This window comes from Nisaea acidiphila (assembly GCF_024662015.1).
GTDB classification, from domain to species: Bacteria; Pseudomonadota; Alphaproteobacteria; order Thalassobaculales; family Thalassobaculaceae; genus Nisaea; species Nisaea acidiphila.
The window spans coordinates 1,272,136-1,288,604 of sequence record NZ_CP102480.1; the positions used below are offsets into that span (position 1 = coordinate 1,272,136).

General features: G+C 62.5%; 15 protein-coding genes and 1 riboswitch. Of the genes, 8 read left to right on the plus strand and 7 right to left on the minus strand.

From position 1 onward, the window contains the following. The first annotated feature begins 3 nt into the window (after positions 1-3). The 6 genes from NUH88_RS05880 (at position 4) to NUH88_RS05905 (ending at position 5,779) form a co-directional block, all read left to right on the plus strand. Positions 4-2,304 (plus strand): ATP-binding protein, encoded by a 2,301-nt coding sequence (locus NUH88_RS05880; RefSeq protein WP_257770579.1) that lies wholly within the window; start codon positions 4-6, stop codon positions 2,302-2,304. After that, positions 2,301-2,717, plus strand: a complete 417-nt coding sequence (locus tag NUH88_RS05885; protein ID WP_257770580.1) for a response regulator — start codon at positions 2,301-2,303, stop codon at positions 2,715-2,717. The genes NUH88_RS05880 and NUH88_RS05885 overlap by 4 nt, the downstream gene beginning before the upstream one ends. Positions 2,718-2,799: 82 nt before the next feature. After that, positions 2,800-3,597 carry a DUF4394 domain-containing protein gene (locus NUH88_RS05890; RefSeq protein ID WP_257770581.1) on the plus strand — a complete coding sequence of 266 codons (798 nt, stop codon included), beginning with the start codon at positions 2,800-2,802 and terminating at the stop codon, positions 3,595-3,597. 2 nt (positions 3,598-3,599) lie between these two features. Next, complete coding sequence (locus NUH88_RS05895) at positions 3,600-3,947, plus strand: cupredoxin domain-containing protein (protein WP_257770583.1); 348 nt, start codon at positions 3,600-3,602, stop codon at positions 3,945-3,947. Positions 3,948-4,044: 97 nt separating this feature from the next. Further along, positions 4,045-4,506 (plus strand): DUF3237 domain-containing protein, encoded by a 462-nt coding sequence (locus NUH88_RS05900; protein ID WP_257770585.1) that lies wholly within the window; start codon positions 4,045-4,047, stop codon positions 4,504-4,506. A 205-nt stretch (positions 4,507-4,711) separates the two neighbouring features. Next, positions 4,712-5,779, plus strand: a complete 1,068-nt coding sequence (locus NUH88_RS05905; protein WP_257770587.1) for a hypothetical protein — start codon at positions 4,712-4,714, stop codon at positions 5,777-5,779. A gap of 188 nt (positions 5,780-5,967) precedes the next feature. Here the strand turns inward: NUH88_RS05905 and NUH88_RS05910 are convergent, their stop codons facing one another. From NUH88_RS05910 to NUH88_RS05940, 7 genes are all read right to left on the minus strand, one after another. Next, on the minus strand, positions 5,968-6,198 hold the full coding sequence (locus NUH88_RS05910) for a hypothetical protein (protein WP_257770588.1): 231 nt from the start codon (positions 6,196-6,198) through the stop codon (positions 5,968-5,970). Positions 6,199-6,431: 233 nt separating this feature from the next. Further along, positions 6,432-7,445, minus strand: coding sequence for a methyltransferase (locus NUH88_RS05915; protein ID WP_257770590.1), 1,014 nt, complete (start codon positions 7,443-7,445; stop codon positions 6,432-6,434). A gap of 152 nt (positions 7,446-7,597) precedes the next feature. Next, entirely contained in the window at positions 7,598-9,412 is a 1,815-nt protein-coding gene (gene thiC, locus NUH88_RS05920) for a phosphomethylpyrimidine synthase ThiC (RefSeq protein ID WP_257770592.1), read from the minus strand. Between the two features lie 116 nt (positions 9,413-9,528). Then, positions 9,529-9,649: riboswitch (TPP riboswitch) on the minus strand. A gap of 105 nt (positions 9,650-9,754) precedes the next feature. Next, positions 9,755-11,467 (minus strand): methyl-accepting chemotaxis protein, encoded by a 1,713-nt coding sequence (locus NUH88_RS05925; protein WP_257770594.1) that lies wholly within the window; start codon positions 11,465-11,467, stop codon positions 9,755-9,757. A 189-nt stretch (positions 11,468-11,656) separates the two neighbouring features. After that, positions 11,657-12,586 (minus strand): amidohydrolase family protein, encoded by a 930-nt coding sequence (locus tag NUH88_RS05930; RefSeq protein WP_257770596.1) that lies wholly within the window; start codon positions 12,584-12,586, stop codon positions 11,657-11,659. A gap of 7 nt (positions 12,587-12,593) precedes the next feature. Further along, on the minus strand, positions 12,594-13,085 hold the full coding sequence (locus NUH88_RS05935; RefSeq protein WP_257770597.1) for an NUDIX domain-containing protein: 492 nt from the start codon (positions 13,083-13,085) through the stop codon (positions 12,594-12,596). Between the two features lie 19 nt (positions 13,086-13,104). Continuing rightward, on the minus strand, positions 13,105-14,652 hold the full coding sequence (locus NUH88_RS05940; protein WP_257770599.1) for a UxaA family hydrolase: 1,548 nt from the start codon (positions 14,650-14,652) through the stop codon (positions 13,105-13,107). Between the two features lie 122 nt (positions 14,653-14,774). Between NUH88_RS05940 and NUH88_RS05945 the strand changes: the two genes are divergently transcribed. Further along, a complete protein-coding gene (locus NUH88_RS05945) occupies positions 14,775-15,515 on the plus strand; it encodes an SDR family oxidoreductase (protein WP_257770600.1) in 741 nt (246 codons plus the stop codon). Continuing rightward, a complete protein-coding gene (locus tag NUH88_RS05950) occupies positions 15,512-16,468 on the plus strand; it encodes a threonine ammonia-lyase (protein ID WP_257770601.1) in 957 nt (318 codons plus the stop codon). The genes NUH88_RS05945 and NUH88_RS05950 overlap by 4 nt, the downstream gene beginning before the upstream one ends. Position 16,469 lies beyond the last annotated feature (1 nt).

A 16,469-nucleotide genomic window follows, 5' to 3' on the forward strand; every position in this document is an offset into this window, starting at 1 on the left:
CCAATGTCCCTCCGCTTCAAACTGATCGGCGCGTTCCTGGTGGCCGTGCTGGCTGCGGGCGCCCTTGCGGGAACGAGCCTCTTCGCAACATGGTCGCTCGGCGACATCGCCAAAGCGATGTATGACAAGCCTTTCCAGGCGATCAATTTCGCACGCGCCGCGCAGTCGGATTTCCTGATCCTCGAACTCGAGGAACGGCTTTCCGTCGGCGCCAGCGAGGACAACCTTCAGCGTCTTCGGGAGGACTTTTTCCTCGATCTCGACGTCGCGCTGGAACGGCGGATGTCCGAACGGACCAAGGAACTCGCGACCAAGATCGAACGCGAATTCAATGATTGGTGGAAGATCGCGATGGCGGCCCGTGCCGATCCTCAAAGAGTCGAGGAACGGGACCGAATCGCTGAGCGGGTAAAGACCGATCTCGATATTCTGGTGCAGACTGCGGCCGAGGACGGCTATCGGTTTTGGCTTGCTGCCGAAGACGAAGTCGACCAGACAAGACGCTTCATCATCTGGATCCTGATCGGCGTGCTCCTGGTCTCGCTGCTCGTGGCGGCCCTATTGGCGCGCGATATCATTCGCCCGCTGAACCGGCTCGGACGGCGCACCATCGAGCTCGCCTCCGGCGACCGCTCGATCAAGGTCGACCCCAAGGATCTCCGCCGCGGAGACGAAATCGGCGGCATGGCGCGCTCGCTCATGGTGTTCCGCGACGTGATGACCGAGGTGAGGGAAGCGCGCGATACGGCGGAGGCCGCGGCGAAGGCGAAGTCCGACTTCCTCGCCATGATGAGCCACGAGATCCGCACCCCGATGAACGGCGTCATCGGCATGACCCGTCTGCTGCTGCGCAAGCCGCTCGGCAAGGAGGAGCGGCATTTCGCCGAAACCGTGCTGGAGAGCGCCGAGGGGCTGATGCACCTGCTGAACGGCATCCTCGATTTCTCCAAGCTGGAAGCCGGCAAGCTCGACCTGGAAGTGCTCGACTTCGATCTCCGCCGCCTGATCGAGGGCTCGCTCGCCCTGATGCAGGGCCGCGCCGAGGAGAAAGGGCTTTCCTTCAGCACCGAGATCGACGCGGACTGCCCGGCGCACCTTAAGGGCGACAGCGCCCGGCTCCGGCAGATCCTCTTGAACCTTGTCGGCAACGGGTTGAAATTCACCGAGAGCGGCGGCGTCACCATCGCCGTCGCACCGGGTGCTCAGCCGGGTTTTTACCGCTTCGCCGTCAGCGATACGGGGATCGGAATTCCCGAGGACAAGCTCGGGCGGCTCTTTCAGGAATTCAGCCAGGCCGATAATTCCACCGCGCGGCAATATGGCGGCACCGGGCTCGGGCTCGCGATCTGCAAACAGCTTGTCGAGCTGATGGGCGGCACCATCGGCGTCGACAGCGTCGCCGGCGAGGGCAGCACCTTCTGGTTCGAACTGCCCCTCGCGCTCGGCGAAGCGCCGGACGAGAACGCCGATGCCGTCACCGCCACGCTGCCGCCGCTCTCGCTCCTCGTTGCGGAGGACAATCTGGTGAACCAGCAGGTCGCCCGCGGGCTGCTCGAAGCCGAGGGGCACACGCTCCGCATCGTCGGAGACGGCGCCGCCGCACTCGCCGCGATCGAAATCGAGCCGGCCGGGACCTTCGACGCCATCCTGATGGACATGAACATGCCGGGTATGGACGGACTGGAAGCCACGCGCCGCATTCGCGCGCTGCCGCCGCCCCGCTCCGATATCCCGATCCTCGCCGCGACAGCCGCGGCGACAGCCGAGGAGATCTCCCGCTGCATGGAGGCCGGCATGGACGGATACGTCGCCAAGCCGATCCATCCGGGCCTGCTCTTCGAGGCGCTGGCCCGGGTGCTCGGCCCGGTCATTCCGGAGACGGAAACGGGCGAGGATCTGTTCCCCGATGCCGGGGACGCGCCTCCCCCCGCCTCGCCGGTGGCGGAGAAACTGATGCAGGACGGCCCGGCGCTGGAGCCGGAGGTGCTGGACACCTACCGCGCCCAGCTCGGCGACGACTTCGCGGCCGAAATGGTGACGGATTTTCTCTCCGGCCTCGGCGACCACAGCGCCGCGATATCCGGCCATCTCGCGGCGCAGGATGCGGCCGCGCTCGGCGAAGCGGCCCACACATTGAAAAGCGCGGCCGCCTCGGTCGGCCTCCGCCGGGTCTATCGCGACGCGCTTTCGCTTGAAACTGCCGCCGGAACGCTTCATGTAGACGAATACGCGGCGGCGGCGGAACGGCTGCTCGCCGCGCTTGAGGAAAGCCGTACCCTTTTGGAGAGCCAGGCCGCTCAATGAACAGCCAGACCGATCCTCTCGCCGCCATCCGCCCGAATTTCTCGGAATTCCAGGTGATCGTCGCCGAAGACGAGCCGATGGCGACCAAACTCGCCCAGGGCTCCCTGAAACTGATGGGCTTCAAGCGCATCTTCCACGCGCCCGATGGGTTGAAGGCACTGAAGATCCTGCGCGAGCTCGACGGCGACGTGCAGCTCATCGTCTCAGACTGGAACATGCCGGAGATCAACGGGCTCGAATTCCTGAAGGCGGTACGCAAGATCTTTCCGAAGATGAAATTCATCATGCTGACCGGGAACGCCAACAAGGACTTCGTCATCGAGGCCCGCCGCGCCGGGGTCGACGCCTATATCGCCAAGCCCTTCACCCCGGACCAGCTGAAGGCCAAGGTCGAGGCGATCTTCAAACTCTGATCCGCCGCCCGGCGAATCCGATCCGTTCCCCGTGCCGCGTCGTATGCAAGGCAAGTCGCAAACGGGAAACGGACACAATCCGATGATTCTCTCCAAGACTCTTGCCGCGGTTCTGCTCGCCGCCGGCATTGCCTGGGCGGCCCCCGCCGCCGCGCTCGACCTGATCGCCCTCACCGCCCGCAACCAGCTCGTACTGCTGACCGACAGCGCGCCCTCCAGGACCAGGATCGTCGATATCACCGGTGTCGACACCAAGGTGCTCGGGATCGATATCCGCCCGGCCGATCTCGCGCTCTATGCCGTGACGGCCTCGGGGGCGATCTACACGATCGATCCGGAGAGCGGCGCCGCGACCCTGAAGTCCAAGATCTCCGAGCGGCTGGAAGCGGTCGATAATCTGGTGGTCGACTTCAACCCGCAGGCCGACAGGCTCCGGGTGATGGCCTCGAACGGTCAGAATCTCCGCGTCAATGTCGAGACCGGCGCCGCCATCGTGGACGGCCGCCTCGCCTATGCCGCCGGCGACCGCAACGCCGGCAAGACGACCGGCGTGCTGGCCGGCGCCTATATCAATGCCTATAAGGGCACGAAATACACCCAGCTCTTCGACGTTGACAGCCTGCACGGAATCTACGCCGTGCAGGACCCGCCGAACGACGGCGTGCTGAAGAGCGTCGGCCCGACAGGACTCGCGCCCGGAACGACGGTCGAGGCGATCGACATCCACACCGACCCGCAGGACGAGTATCACGGCTTCGCCGTCGCCGGCCGGGAGCTCTACCGCCTCGACGTCGCGCGCGGCGGGCTCGCGAGGATCGGCCGCATCGCCTCCGGCGGCGGTGCGGTAATCGACATCGCCGCGCCCGTGGTGAACCGTTGACGATGGCGCCCCGGACGCGGACACGCATCGCCCGAAGCCTCGCCCTCGCGACCGCGGGGGCCTGGCTTTCCGTCGGCGCCCTTTCTGCCGCGACGCCGGCGGTGATCGAGCAGGCCGGTATCGCCTTCCGGCCGAAAGCGGTCACCATCAAGGCGGGCGAACATGTCCTCTTCCTGAATTCCGACGTCTTCGGCCACAATGTCTATTCCGATACCGAGGGCGGCGCCTTCGATATCGGCCTGCAGAATTCCGGCAGCGAGGTCGCCGTGACTTTCGAGAACCCGGGCCGCTTCATCCTGCGCTGCCGGATCCACCCGAAGATGCGGGCGACGGTCACCGTCACCGAATAGGTTCGCGCCGGGCCGTTCCGCGATGCGGAGCGAGCGATTTCCAAGCGCCGGCGAAACGGCCATACTCCCATTAACGATAAACGGGAGGACCGGCCCCATGAGCCATATCCAGACGGAACATCTCTTCGACATCACGCTGGAAGTGGAAGCCCCGCTCCAGCTCCTCGGCCACACGCCCTACGGCGAGCGCAAGATCGCCAAGGTCACCGGCGGCACGTTCGAGGGCCCGGGGCTCAAGGGGACGGTGCGCGGCGGCGGCGGGGACTGGATCCTGGTCCGCCAGGACGGCGTCACCCAGCTCGACGTCCGCCTGGTGCTGGAAACCGACGACGGCGCATTGATCTACATGACCTATGCCGGGCTCCGGCACGGGCCGGAAGAGGTGATGGCGCGGCTGAACGCGGGCCAGCCGGTGAACCGCGACGACTATTACTTCCGCATCACGCCGCGCTTCGAGACCAGCGCGGACAAGTATCTCTGGCTGAACAAGGCGGTCTGCGTCGGGACGGGGGACCGGACGCCGAGCGGTCCGGTTTATAATGTGTATCGGGTGTTGTGAGGGAAACCCGAGCTGATCCACTCCTATATTGTTTGCCAACATAAACTGACTTTGTTCAGCAGAACTTTCCGCACGGCCCGATCCGAGCTTCTGCAAACTCAATTTTTGCGAAAACAACCATAGAACCGTACGATTTTCTCGGGATTGACTGCACTTTTTTCGTGTGAAAATAATATGAAAAGAAAAACTTTATGTGAGCTTGTTAGTGTTCGACGTTAAAGAATTTGAGCAAGGTGACAGCACCAAAACCCTGCGAAATGTTCTATTCTGGTGGAAGATTGTCGGCATCGCAGCCAATATGGCTGCTGTTTCCAGCTTAATCGACCGGTTTGTGAACTATCAACCTGGAAAAATACTCTCCAATATTATTATTTCCTATAATTTCTACATTCTTCCATTTGGCGAAACGATATCATATTCGATTTGGAAGATTTGTTATTTTTTCAATATTTCAATACCATTACCGCCCGCGCACTTTGTAATTCCTTATTTTATAATGTGGTTTACTCTAAGTAGAGCCATTATAGAAGCATATGCTAGAATTAGACTGACCGGAAGTCAGTTCGATAAAATGTATCGTGAAATATTATTGTCCAAGCCCGATATAATTGAAGCTCATAAATTAGCAGAAAGACTCTCTCTTATTCGAAAAATGATTTTAATGCGCAGCGCATCCATTCTCACAAAATACACCCATGGCCTTTCAAGCTTCTTTGATGAAATATTAGAAACCGAAATTGGCAAAAAACTCTCCGTATACGGAAATAAATATCAATACTATAGTGAAAACTATATATCACCAATACTAATTGCATTTTATTGGCCATTATCACCACTTTTTTTATTATTTGCCATCGCATTCAATGCTGAAAAAAAATTTACGTCTTACCTAGATGTCAGGATCAAATATATCGAACATAAACTTACAGAATTAATCCCCAAACGGGACGAAGAAAGAGAAAAAATTATTGCTATATTGAAAAAATACGACCCCGAAAGATTTGGAGAACAAATATCAAAAGACGCTATATCTAAAGCCCGCAAAGATATTGATGTTATTTTATCCAAAATAAATAAAGAAATAAGCATTTATGAGAACACATTAAGCACATTAATTCGCTTAAAAAACGGCGGACCCATATTAAAACAAGGACTGAAAACGTGGCTATCAGAACTTTTCATAATAATAATGCTACTCAGTATTTTATTAATATTTGGCGGAGAGCTCATCGATGACACTGATAGCTCAATATATATTGACATTCTATTTTAAATAAAAATTAATTGGACGCACTACTTAATTCTCGACTCAATTCTCCATTGCCAGCGTTAAAAGATACAACGCCTGCATTCTCGATTTACCCGGAGTCTCTCCGAGGGGAAACAAGGGGACACACTACCGAATTCTCTAACTAATTCTCCATTGCCAGCGTTAAAAGATACAACGCCTGCATTCTCGATTTACCCGGAGTCTCTCCGGGAACGCATCTCAGCCTTGAATGCCGCGAGGTCCATTCGGACAGGCGCGCCGCTGGCAATGCCTTCGTCGATTGCCGCCTGAAACGCTGCGAAGATTTTTTCACCGTCGATCGAAGCCTGCCCGTTATCGAGACGCCGACCCATCTCCGCTATGATCTCGGTGCGGCGCGCTTCGAGATCAGGTTTGTCGGCAGTGTCGGTTTTCTCGCTCATGGTGCCTGCATCCTAGCGCTTCGGGACCATGGGGGCACGACACGCTTCTGCCAAATCCAGACCGTCATCCCGGACCTGATCCGGGATCCATTTCCGCGCCGTCACCGCTCTTCGAAATGCTGGGTCCCGGCTCTCCGGCCGGGATGACGACTGTTGTGGGGCCGGGATAGAGACCGGGTGGGGACGGCGGTCAGGTGCGGGAGCGGCGGGCCGTGGGTGGGGAAACGGCGGGCTCACCCCGGCTTCACCGCTTCCGCGAGCATCGTCATGCCGGGGATCATCGGCTCGACCTTCACGTCGACAAAGCCCGTCGCTTCCAGTTTCTCCTGCAGCCACGCGTCGTCGAGCGAGCGCGCCTCCGGGGTGAAGGCCGTGTGCTGGAGCTGCCAGAGGGCGGCGAGTTTCGGGCCGGTGCGGTCGGCACTGACGATGAAATCGTGGATCAGCAGGCGGCCGCCGGGGACCAGCTTGTTCCAGGCGCCCTGCAGCAGGTTCTCGTGCTCGTCGCCGGGCACGCCGGAGAAGAGGTAGGACATCAGGATGGCGTCCTGCCCCTCCGGCCACTCGGTGCGGAGCGCGTTGCCGCGGATATATCTGATCCGGTCGGAAAGGCCGGCCTTCTCGATATATTGCTCGCCGAGATCGGCGACGTTCGGGAAATCGACGATGGTGGCGGTCAGGTCCGGGAAAGCCCTGGCCAGCGTGATGGCGAAGGCGCCGGTGCCGCCGCCGACATCGAGCAGCTTCTTGCCGCCGGAGAGATCGACCTGCTTGGCGAGGCCGCGCGCCGGGCCTAGGGAGCCGGCATGCTGGCTCCTGGAATAGAGCCGCGCCTGCTCCGGGTCGGAGAACCAGTCGGCATAGGAGCTGGTCGCGTCGTCCGGCAGGTTGTTGGCGATCGCGTCCTCGATCTGGTCGAGCAGCCCGTACATCTGCCGATCCACCTGCAAGCGGAGATAGTCGCCGAAATCGTATTTCGCGCCCTTCACCAGGAAGGCCTCGGCGGCGGGCGAATTGGCGAAACGGCCGTCCTCGGTCGAGACCACGCCGAGCGCGGCGAGCGCGGTCAGCAGGGTCTGCACCCGGTCGGGATGCAGTCCGGTCGCCTCGCCGATCTCCCCGACGGAGAGCGGGCCGTCGGCCAGGGCGGTGAAAACTCCATGATGCAGCGCAGCGAAAAGCGCCTTCGAGCCCATGAACCCGAAGGCAATATCGGAAATCTCTTCCGCTTTCGTCAGCAACGCCATGACCTTCACCTCTCCCGTTTATCGTTCTTACGACATAAGTTATCCGATAACGACAGAAGAGGCAAAAGCACTGGGGATTTCCGAGGCTCTGGAAGGGGTTAGCGCGTTGCGGCGCAACAAAATCACGCCGCAACGCAACATGAAATGCGGCCTCAGCTCTCCCCAACCGGCATGTAAAGATCTCCGCCGGCGCGATATTTCTCCGCCATCGCCGCCATGCCCTCCTTCTGCGCCTCGCCGCGGATCTCGTGACTGATCCGCATGGAGCAGAATTTCGGCCCGCACATGGAGCAGAAATGCGCCAGCTTGTGCGCCTCCTTCGGCAGGGTCTGGTCATGGAAACTGCGCGCCGTTTCCGGGTCGAGGGAGAGGTTGAACTGGTCCTCCCAGCGGAACTCGAAACGGGCCCGGCTGAGGGCGTCGTCGCGCCGTTTCGCCGCCGGATGGCCCTTGGCGAGGTCGGCTGCATGGGCGGCGATCTTGTAGGTGATGACGCCGGTCTTCACGTCGTCCCGGTCGGGCAGGCCGAGATGCTCCTTCGGGGTGACGTAGCAAAGCATCGCGGTGCCGAACCAGCCGATCATCGCCGCCCCGATGCCGGAGGTGATGTGATCGTAGCCGGGCGCGATGTCGGTCGTGAGCGGGCCGAGTGTGTAGAACGGCGCCTCGCCGCAGACCTCGAGCTGCTTCGTCATGTTCTCCCGGATCTTGTGCATCGGGACGTGGCCCGGGCCCTCGATCATCACCTGGCAATCCTTCGCCCAGGCGATCTGCGTCAGCTCGCCGAGGGTCTCCAGCTCGGCGAACTGGGCGGCGTCGTTGGCATCCGCGATGGAGCCCGGACGCAGCCCGTCCCCGAGGGAGAAGGAAACGTCATAGGCGCGGGCGATGTCGCAGATCTCCCCGAAATGCTCGTAGAGGAAGCTCTCGCGGTGATGATGCAGGCACCATTTCGCCATGATCGAGCCGCCGCGGCTGACGATCCCGGTGACCCGGTCCACCGTAAGCGGCACGTGATGCAGGCGCAGGCCCGCATGGATGGTGAAATAGTCGACGCCCTGCTCCGCCTGCTCGACCAGCGTGTCGCGGTAAAGCTCCCAGGTCAGGTCCTCGGCCACGCCGCCAACCTTCTCCAGCGCCTGGTAGAGCGGCACGGTGCCGATCGGGACCGCCGAATTGCGGAGGATCCAGTCGCGGATATTGTGGATGTTCCGCCCGGTGGAGAGATCCATCACCGTGTCGGCGCCCCAGCGCGTGGCCCAGACCATCTTCTCGACCTCCTCCTCCATCGAGGAGGTGACCGCCGAGTTGCCGATATTGGCGTTGATCTTCACCAGAAAGTTCCGGCCGATCGCCATCGGCTCGCTCTCCGGGTGGTTGATGTTGGCCGGGATGATCGCCCGCCCGCGCGCCACCTCGTCGCGCACGAACTCGGGCGTGACGAAATCAGGGATCGAGGCGCCGAAACTCTCCCCATCACGCTCCAGGGACTCGCGCGCCAGCGCCTCCTTCGCGGCGGCACGGCCAAGATTTTCGCGGATCGCGACGAACTCCATCTCGGGCGTCACGATCCCGGCCCGCGCATAGGCGAGCTGGGTCACCGCCTTGCCGCCGGTGGCCCGGCGCGGCGCATAACGGACCGGGAATTCCGGTGTCAGCCGGGTTCCCTCGGCGAAACCGTTATCCATCGCCTGCACGCGGCGCCCGTCATAGCCCTCTGTATCCCCGCGCACCGCGATCCAGTCCTCGCGCAGCCTAGGCAGACCTTTTGCGATCTCGATATCCGTCGCCGGGTCGCTGTAGGGGCCGGACGAGTCATAGACCGTCAGCGGCGGCTCGCCGGCACTCGGATGGACCGCGATTTCGCGCATCGGCACACGGATATCGGGATGCAGCGTGCCGGGCACGTGGATCTTGCGGGACGCGGGCAGCGCACCGGTGGTCACTTTCGGATGGATGGCATTCATGGGCTCGGAGCCTCCTCAGCTCGCTCGGGCGTTGGAGACCCAGTTCGCGGAGTGAGGGGCTTTGGCTTCGGGTGTTTCGAGGGTCTGCCCCTGTCCGTCCGCACTCATGCAAGAGTGCCCCGAAGCGCGCACCGTCCCTACGCCAGTATGAACTGGATCAGGTTCGTCGGGTCATTGCGCTGCTCCGGAGAGCCAGCAATATCTCAGCCCCTTGTCGGGACCCCCCGGGTGATAAGGCGATGATGGGAGGCGGCACGGCGCTTTGTCAATCCGTACCCCGGACAGGAAAAAGGGCGGCCGCAAATGCGGCCGCCCATCAGGCTGTTGAATGTTCCGTCCGCGTCAGCCGCGGATGCCCGCGAGGAAACGCTGGATCTCGGCCTTGAGCTGCTCCGATTTCTCGGAGAGCGCCACGGACTCGGTCTCGATCCGGTGGGCCAGATCGCCGGTCGTCTGGGTCGCGCCGGAGACCTCCTGGATATTACCCGTCACCTGCGTGGTGCCGGCCGAGGCCTCTTCCACGTTTCGGGCGATTTCCTGGGTCGCGGCGGTCTGCTGCTCGACCGCGGCGGCGATGGCGGCAGCGATCGAGTCCACCTGCTCGATGGTCTGGGTGATGGCGCCGATGGCGGTCACCGATTCCTGCGTCGAGGACTGGATGCCCTGGATCTGCGCCGAGATCTCCTCGGTCGCGCTCGCCGTCTGGCTCGCCAGGTTCTTCACCTCGGAGGCCACGACCGCGAAGCCCTTGCCCGCCTCGCCGGCCCGCGCCGCCTCGATGGTGGCGTTAAGGGCCAGCAGGTTGGTCTGCTCCGCGATGTCGGTGATGAGACCGACCACCTCGCCGATCTTCTGCGCCGCCTCGGCAAGCCCCTGGACCTTGTTGTTGGTCTCCGCCGCCTCGCGGACCGCGCCGGACGCGACATTTGAGGCCTGCGCGACCTGACGGCCGATCTCGGTGATGGAGGCGCTCAACTCCTCCGTCGCCGAGGCAACGGTCTGGATATTGCGGGAAGCGTCCTCGGAAGCGGTGACGACGATCCCGGCCTTCGCCTTGCTGTCCTCGGCGGTGCTGGACATCTCCCGGGCGGAGCGGCTGAATTCCTGCAGCGCGCCGGAAACCTGATCGACCGTGCCGCCGACCGATGCCTCGAACTCTTCCGCCGTGCGGCTCATCATCTGCCGCTTCTCGGCTTCGGAGCGTTGCTCGTCCTGCACCCGCTGCTCGGCGATGCGCTGGGTCTCGAGAGAAGCGGATTTGAACATCTCCACCGCCTTTGCGAGGTCCCCGATATCGTCCTTGCGGTCGAGATAGGGCACGGCGACGTCAAGCTCGTTGGAGGAGAGGCGCTGGATCACGCCGCGCAGGACCGGGAACGGCTTCATAAGGCGTCCGATCAGCAGAACGGAAATCGCGACGGCGATCACCGCCAGCACGGCCATGACGCTGAGCAGGCTAACCCTCAGTTCCTTTTCGATCTGCTCGATCGCGCTACGCCCAACGCCGACATAAAGAATTCCGACGACCTTGGTCTTGTCTTCGGCGGAGAAGATCGGCTGATAGAGCGTGAAATATTCCTTGCCGAGAATGGTCGCGAGGCCGCGATAGGTCTCACCCTTCATGATCACCGAATAGACCTTGCCGGTCTTGCCGAGCGGCGTGCCTATGGCGCGGCTGCCGTCATTCTTTTTGATGTTGGTGGTGCGGCGCCAGAAATCCTCGCTCTCCGGATCCCAGGCGAAGATGGTTGCCGTCTCGCCGGTCGCGAGTCCGACATCATCGATCGCAGCATGTTCCTCGAAAGCCGGGATCAGGCCTTTCCAGGATACTTCCAAGCTGTCGCTCTTGCGCTCCACGACGAGGTCCGGGTAGCGGTCGCCGAGCATGAGCGCCGCCGTCCGGTAATTACCGGCCTGAGCCGAGGATGCACGGCCTTGAACATAGTCGCCGATCACGAAGATCGCGGATGCGGCGGTGGCCAGCATCGCAACCACGACGAGAACAACCGAGACCGCAGTTACCTTGTTGCGCACGCTGATACTTGAGAACGTCATCTATCTGCCTTTTGCAAGAGAGCCGAAGCTTCTATCACACCGAATTGGCGAGCAAACTAGACGATCAATATTAACCAATAATTACCAAATCTTGCTCGATGCGTTGATTTTGCAGGCCAAATTAACCATAAATTAATTGTGTTAATTTGACGCCGGGGGCTTCAATCTGCCCGCAGGCGCGCCGCGATGTTATTGCTCGGGCGCTATGGGCCACGGCTCGAAACCGTAGAGTTCCTCGGGGTTGCGCAGCAGAATGCGCGTCCGCGTCTCTTTCGACGGTGCCCAGTCGGCGAGCAGATCGAGCAGGACCGCAGCCCCGCTCCTCTCTTGTTCGTCTTCCCGGGCCGGGGCTCCGTCGGCATTCGGCCAGCCGCTGCCCCAGAGCATCCGCTCCGGCGCCCAGTCGACGAGTGCGCGCGCAATCTCGCCGACTTCCGTATCGCCTGCATCGCCGGTCTTCGAGATCCGGTAGGGACATGCGAGCTTCACCCAGAGACGTCCCCGGTCGATGAGACGCCGCAGTGCCCGGAAGCCGGGCTGGGTCAGGCTTCGGGAAAAGCGGAACCCGCCGCAATCCGACAGGATCGTCTCGCCGGGCCAGCCGCGGATCGTCTGCTCCAGTTCATGCAGGTCCGATCCGTCGAGCGCGATCTCCCGGTTCCAGCCGGTCAGGTCATGGGTCCGCCGGACATGGCGGTCGAGATCGTCCCAGGAACAGGTCTCGCGCCCCCGCAGCATGGTCAGTTTCAGCCCGCCAATCCCCGCTTCGGCCAGATCCGCCAAACGCGCCGGATCCTCCCCCGACCCGAGTCCGGCGAAGACGCGCACGCAATCCTCGACGAGGTCACCGCGCGAGACCGCGAGCGCATCCCTCGCCTTCAGCAGCAGATCGGTATCGCCCCCTCCCTCGGGCGGCAGCAGAACAAGCCGGTCGAGACCGAGCTCTTCCTGAACCTCGCGATAGGCATGCGGCGGATGCTCCGGCTGGCCCGCCGGAGCCGCCTCGCCATCAAGGCTGGTGACCGAGACCGCGCAATCGACGGCCCCCGGCGGCGGTGCGACCCGCGCTTTTTCATCCGCGTCCGCGCGCAGTTCGCCGAGAAAACTTTCAAACGACATGACGGCCTCAGAAGAGTTGAAACGCGCCGGTTTCGCGGTAGCGCCGGAAGTAATCCAGCGTCAGCCGATGCGAGGGCAGCATCTCCGGCAGGTCGTCCAGACCGAACCAGTCGAGCGCAAGGGTCTCCTCCCCGTCCGCATGCAGCTCGCCTTCCCATTTCCGGGCGACGAAGTCGAGGCCGAAACCCTGGATCATGTCCCCGTTCGGATAGGTCAGCGTGTTGCTGTCCGGATCCGAGGCATGGCCCCAGGGCACCGGGTCCAGAACGGTCAGCCCGGTTTCCTCGGCAACCTCGCGAACCAGCGTGGTCGCCACACTCTCTCCGGCCTCGCAGAAGCCGGCAGGCAGGCCCCAGACATGCATGTCGCCGCGCAGCTGCAGCAGCACGCGTCCCGCCTCGTCCTCGATCACGCAGCGCGCGCCCGGCATCAGCACCAGCCGGTTGCCGATCAGCTTGCGCAGCTGGCCGAGATAGCTCTGCTCGAAATCCTCGCTCACGGGCGGCTGGCCCCGCCGCTCACATTACCGCGCCGATCTGCCACGGAATGAACTCGTGATCGCCGATCCCGAGCCGCTCGCTCTTGGTCTTCTCGCCGGAGGCGACACGGAGCACCTGCTCGAAGATCTGCGTGCCCATCTCCTCGATCGAGACGCCCTGGTCCATCACCGGGCCGCAATTGATATCCATATCCTCGGACATGCGGTCGTACATGGCGGAATTGGTCGCGAGTTTCATCGAGGGAGCGGGCTTGCAGCCGTAACAGGAGCCGCGCCCGGTGGTGAAGGCGACAACGTTGCTGCCGCTCGCCACCTGTCCGGTGATCGACGCCGGATCGTAGCCGGGGCTGTCCATGAAGACGAAGCCCTTGGTGTCGATCTTCTCGCCGTACTTGTAGACCCCGGTGAGGTTCGTGGTCCCGCCCTTGGCGGTTGCGCCGAGGCTCTTCTCGAGAATGGTCGTCAGCCCGCCCGCCTTGTTGCCGGGAGACGGATTATTGTTCATCTCGCCGCCGTTGCGCGCGCAGTACTCTTCCCACCACTTGATGCGCTCGACCAGTTTCTCGCCGACCTCCTTGCTGACGGCGCGGCGAGTCAGCAGGTGCTCGGCACCGTAGATCTCCGGCGTCTCCGCCAGCACCGCGGTGCCGCCGTGGCGCACCAGCAGGTCGGCCGCGTAGCCGAGCGCCGGGTTCGCAGTCATTCCGGAATAGGCGTCCGAGCCGCCGCATTGCAGCGCCAGGGTCAGTTCCGACGCCGGACAGGTCTCGCGCCGGCTCTGGTTGGCGAGCGGTAGCATCTCCTCGATCAGGGAGAGCCCCTTCTCGATGGTCTTCCGGGTCCCGCCGGTTTCCTGCAAGGTCATGGTGCGCAGGCGCGGGCCGCGTTCGAGCTGGTTTGCTTCCAGCAGGAAGTCGATCTGGTTCACCTCGCAACCCAGGCCGACCATGATAATGCCGGCGAAGTTCGGATGCCCGGCGAAGCCCCAGAGCACACGCTGCAGGTTCGCATAACCCTCGCCCGTATCGGCCATGCCGCAGCCGGTCGCATGGCTTAGCGCCACCACCCCGTCCACGTTCGGATATTTCTCCAGCAGCTCCGGCTTCACCGCTTCGGCGAGATATTTCGCCGCCGAGGCCGAACAGTTCACGCTGGTAAGCACGCCGATATAGTTCCGCGTGCCGACCCGGCCATTGGGGCGCTTGAAGCCCTGGAACGTCGCCCGGTCCTTTTCCGGCACGTAATCCGTATCGTGCCGGTCCATGCAGAAGGCGTAGTCGCGCTCGAAATCCTTCATCGCAACATTCTGAGTATGGACATGATCGCCCGGACGGATGTCCTGGGTCGCGAAACCGATCACCTGGTTGTATTTCCTCACCGGCTCGCCGACCCCGATCTTGCGGGTCGCGATTTTGTGGCCGCGCGGAATCGGCGCCAGCGTGGCAACCATCTCCTCCGCGATCTTCACATTCGCCGCGATCTCGGTGCGCGACGTGACGACATTGTCCGCCGGGTTGAGCCTCACCGTCAGTCTTTCGCCGCCGCGGTTCCCGTCAGCTTCGGCCATCACACATCTCCCTTGGATTAATTGCTGCAATGATAGCTCAGCAGCGGTGCCGCGCAAAAGCTTGCGACGTGGAATGCCGATGCTTACTCATTGGCCATAATCATATCAAAGCGGGGGAAATCATGGCAGGACGTCTGGAAGGCAAGAAAGCCCTGATTACGGCGGCGGCGCAGGGCATCGGCCGCGCCAGTGCGGAGGCTTTCGTCCGGGAAGGCGCGGAAGTGATCGCGACCGATATCAACATGGATGCGCTTGGCGCGCTCAAAGACCAGCCCGGGGTAACGCTGCGTAAGCTCGATGTGCTGGACGGCGATGCCGTCAAAGAGGCGGCGGGGCAGATCGGCGCAGTGGACGCGCTCTTCAACTGCGCCGGGTTCGTCCATCACGGCACACTGCTCGACACGACCGACGAGGATTGGGATTTCTCCTTCAATCTCAACGTGAAGGCCATGTTCCGCATGTGCCGTGCCTTCCTCCCGGCGATGCTGGAGAATGGCGGCGGCTCGATCATCAACATGTCCTCGGTCAGCTCCAGCCTGAAAGGCATCCCGACGCGCTGCGTCTACGGCGCCAGCAAGGCCGCCGTACTGGGCCTCACCAAGTCGATTTCGGCCGATTATCTGAAGCAGGGCATCCGATGCAACGCGGTCTGCCCCGGCACCGTGCAATCGCCGTCGCTCGACGGCCGGATCAATGCCTTCGACGATCCCGTCCAGGCCCGCAAGGATTTCATCGCCCGCCAGCCGCTGGGCCGTCTCGGGACCGCCGAGGAGATCGCCGCCATGGTGCTCTACCTCGCCTCGGACGAAAGCGCGTACACCACCGGTCAGTTCTTCGTTGTCGATGGAGGCATCCTCAATTGAATTCCCAGACGTCCCTCAGCCGCGTCGATTTTGACGCCGCCGCCGCCCGTATCCGCGGAAGGGTTCGCCGGACACCTACGCTCGAGGCGCTTGCCTGCAGGAGCGAGGCAGCGCCGGGTACCCGGCTGCTGCTGAAACTCGAGAACCTGCAGCCGACCGGGTCGTTCAAAGTGCGCGGCGCGACCAATACGGTGATGTCGCTCTCGGAAGAGGAAAAGGCGCGCGGCCTGATCACGGCCTCCGGGGGCAATCACGGGCTCGGCGTCGCTTTCGGAGCACGGATGAGCGGATGTCCGGCAGTGATCTATCTGCCGGAAAGCACGCCGTCGGCAAAGGCCGCGAAACTGAAGGACTGGGGTGCCGAGGTGATTGTGCATGGCGCCGTCTGGGACGATGCCAACGAGGCGGCGATGGTCCGGGCGGATGCAGACGGTCTGACCTATATCCATCCCTTCGCAGATCCCCGCGTCGTCGCGGGCCAGGGGACGATCGCGCTGGAAATGCTGGCCGACAATCCGGAGATCGACACGCTGGTGGTCGCGATCGGCGGCGGCGGACTGATCGCCGGGATCTCGACGGCGGCGAAGCTGCTGAAGCCGGGTATCCGCGTGATCGGCGTCGAGCCGGTCGGCGCCCCCACCCATCACGCGGCCCGCGCCGCCGGACATCTGGTCACGCTGGACAAGATCGAAACCGCCGCCGGCACGCTTGCTCCGCGCACCTCGGCCGAGCTCAATTTCGGGCTGATCTCGGAAAATGTCGACGAACTGGCGCTGGTTTCCGACCCGGAGATGAAAGCCGCCGCCGAATGGCTTTGGAGCGAGGCCGGTATCGCGGCGGAACTCAGCGGCGCGGCCGCGCTCGCTGCTCTTCGGACAGGTGCCGCCAAGGTCGCGGAAGGCGCCAATATCGGCGTCGTTGTCTGCGGTGCGGGAACCGACGGGATCGGCTGAC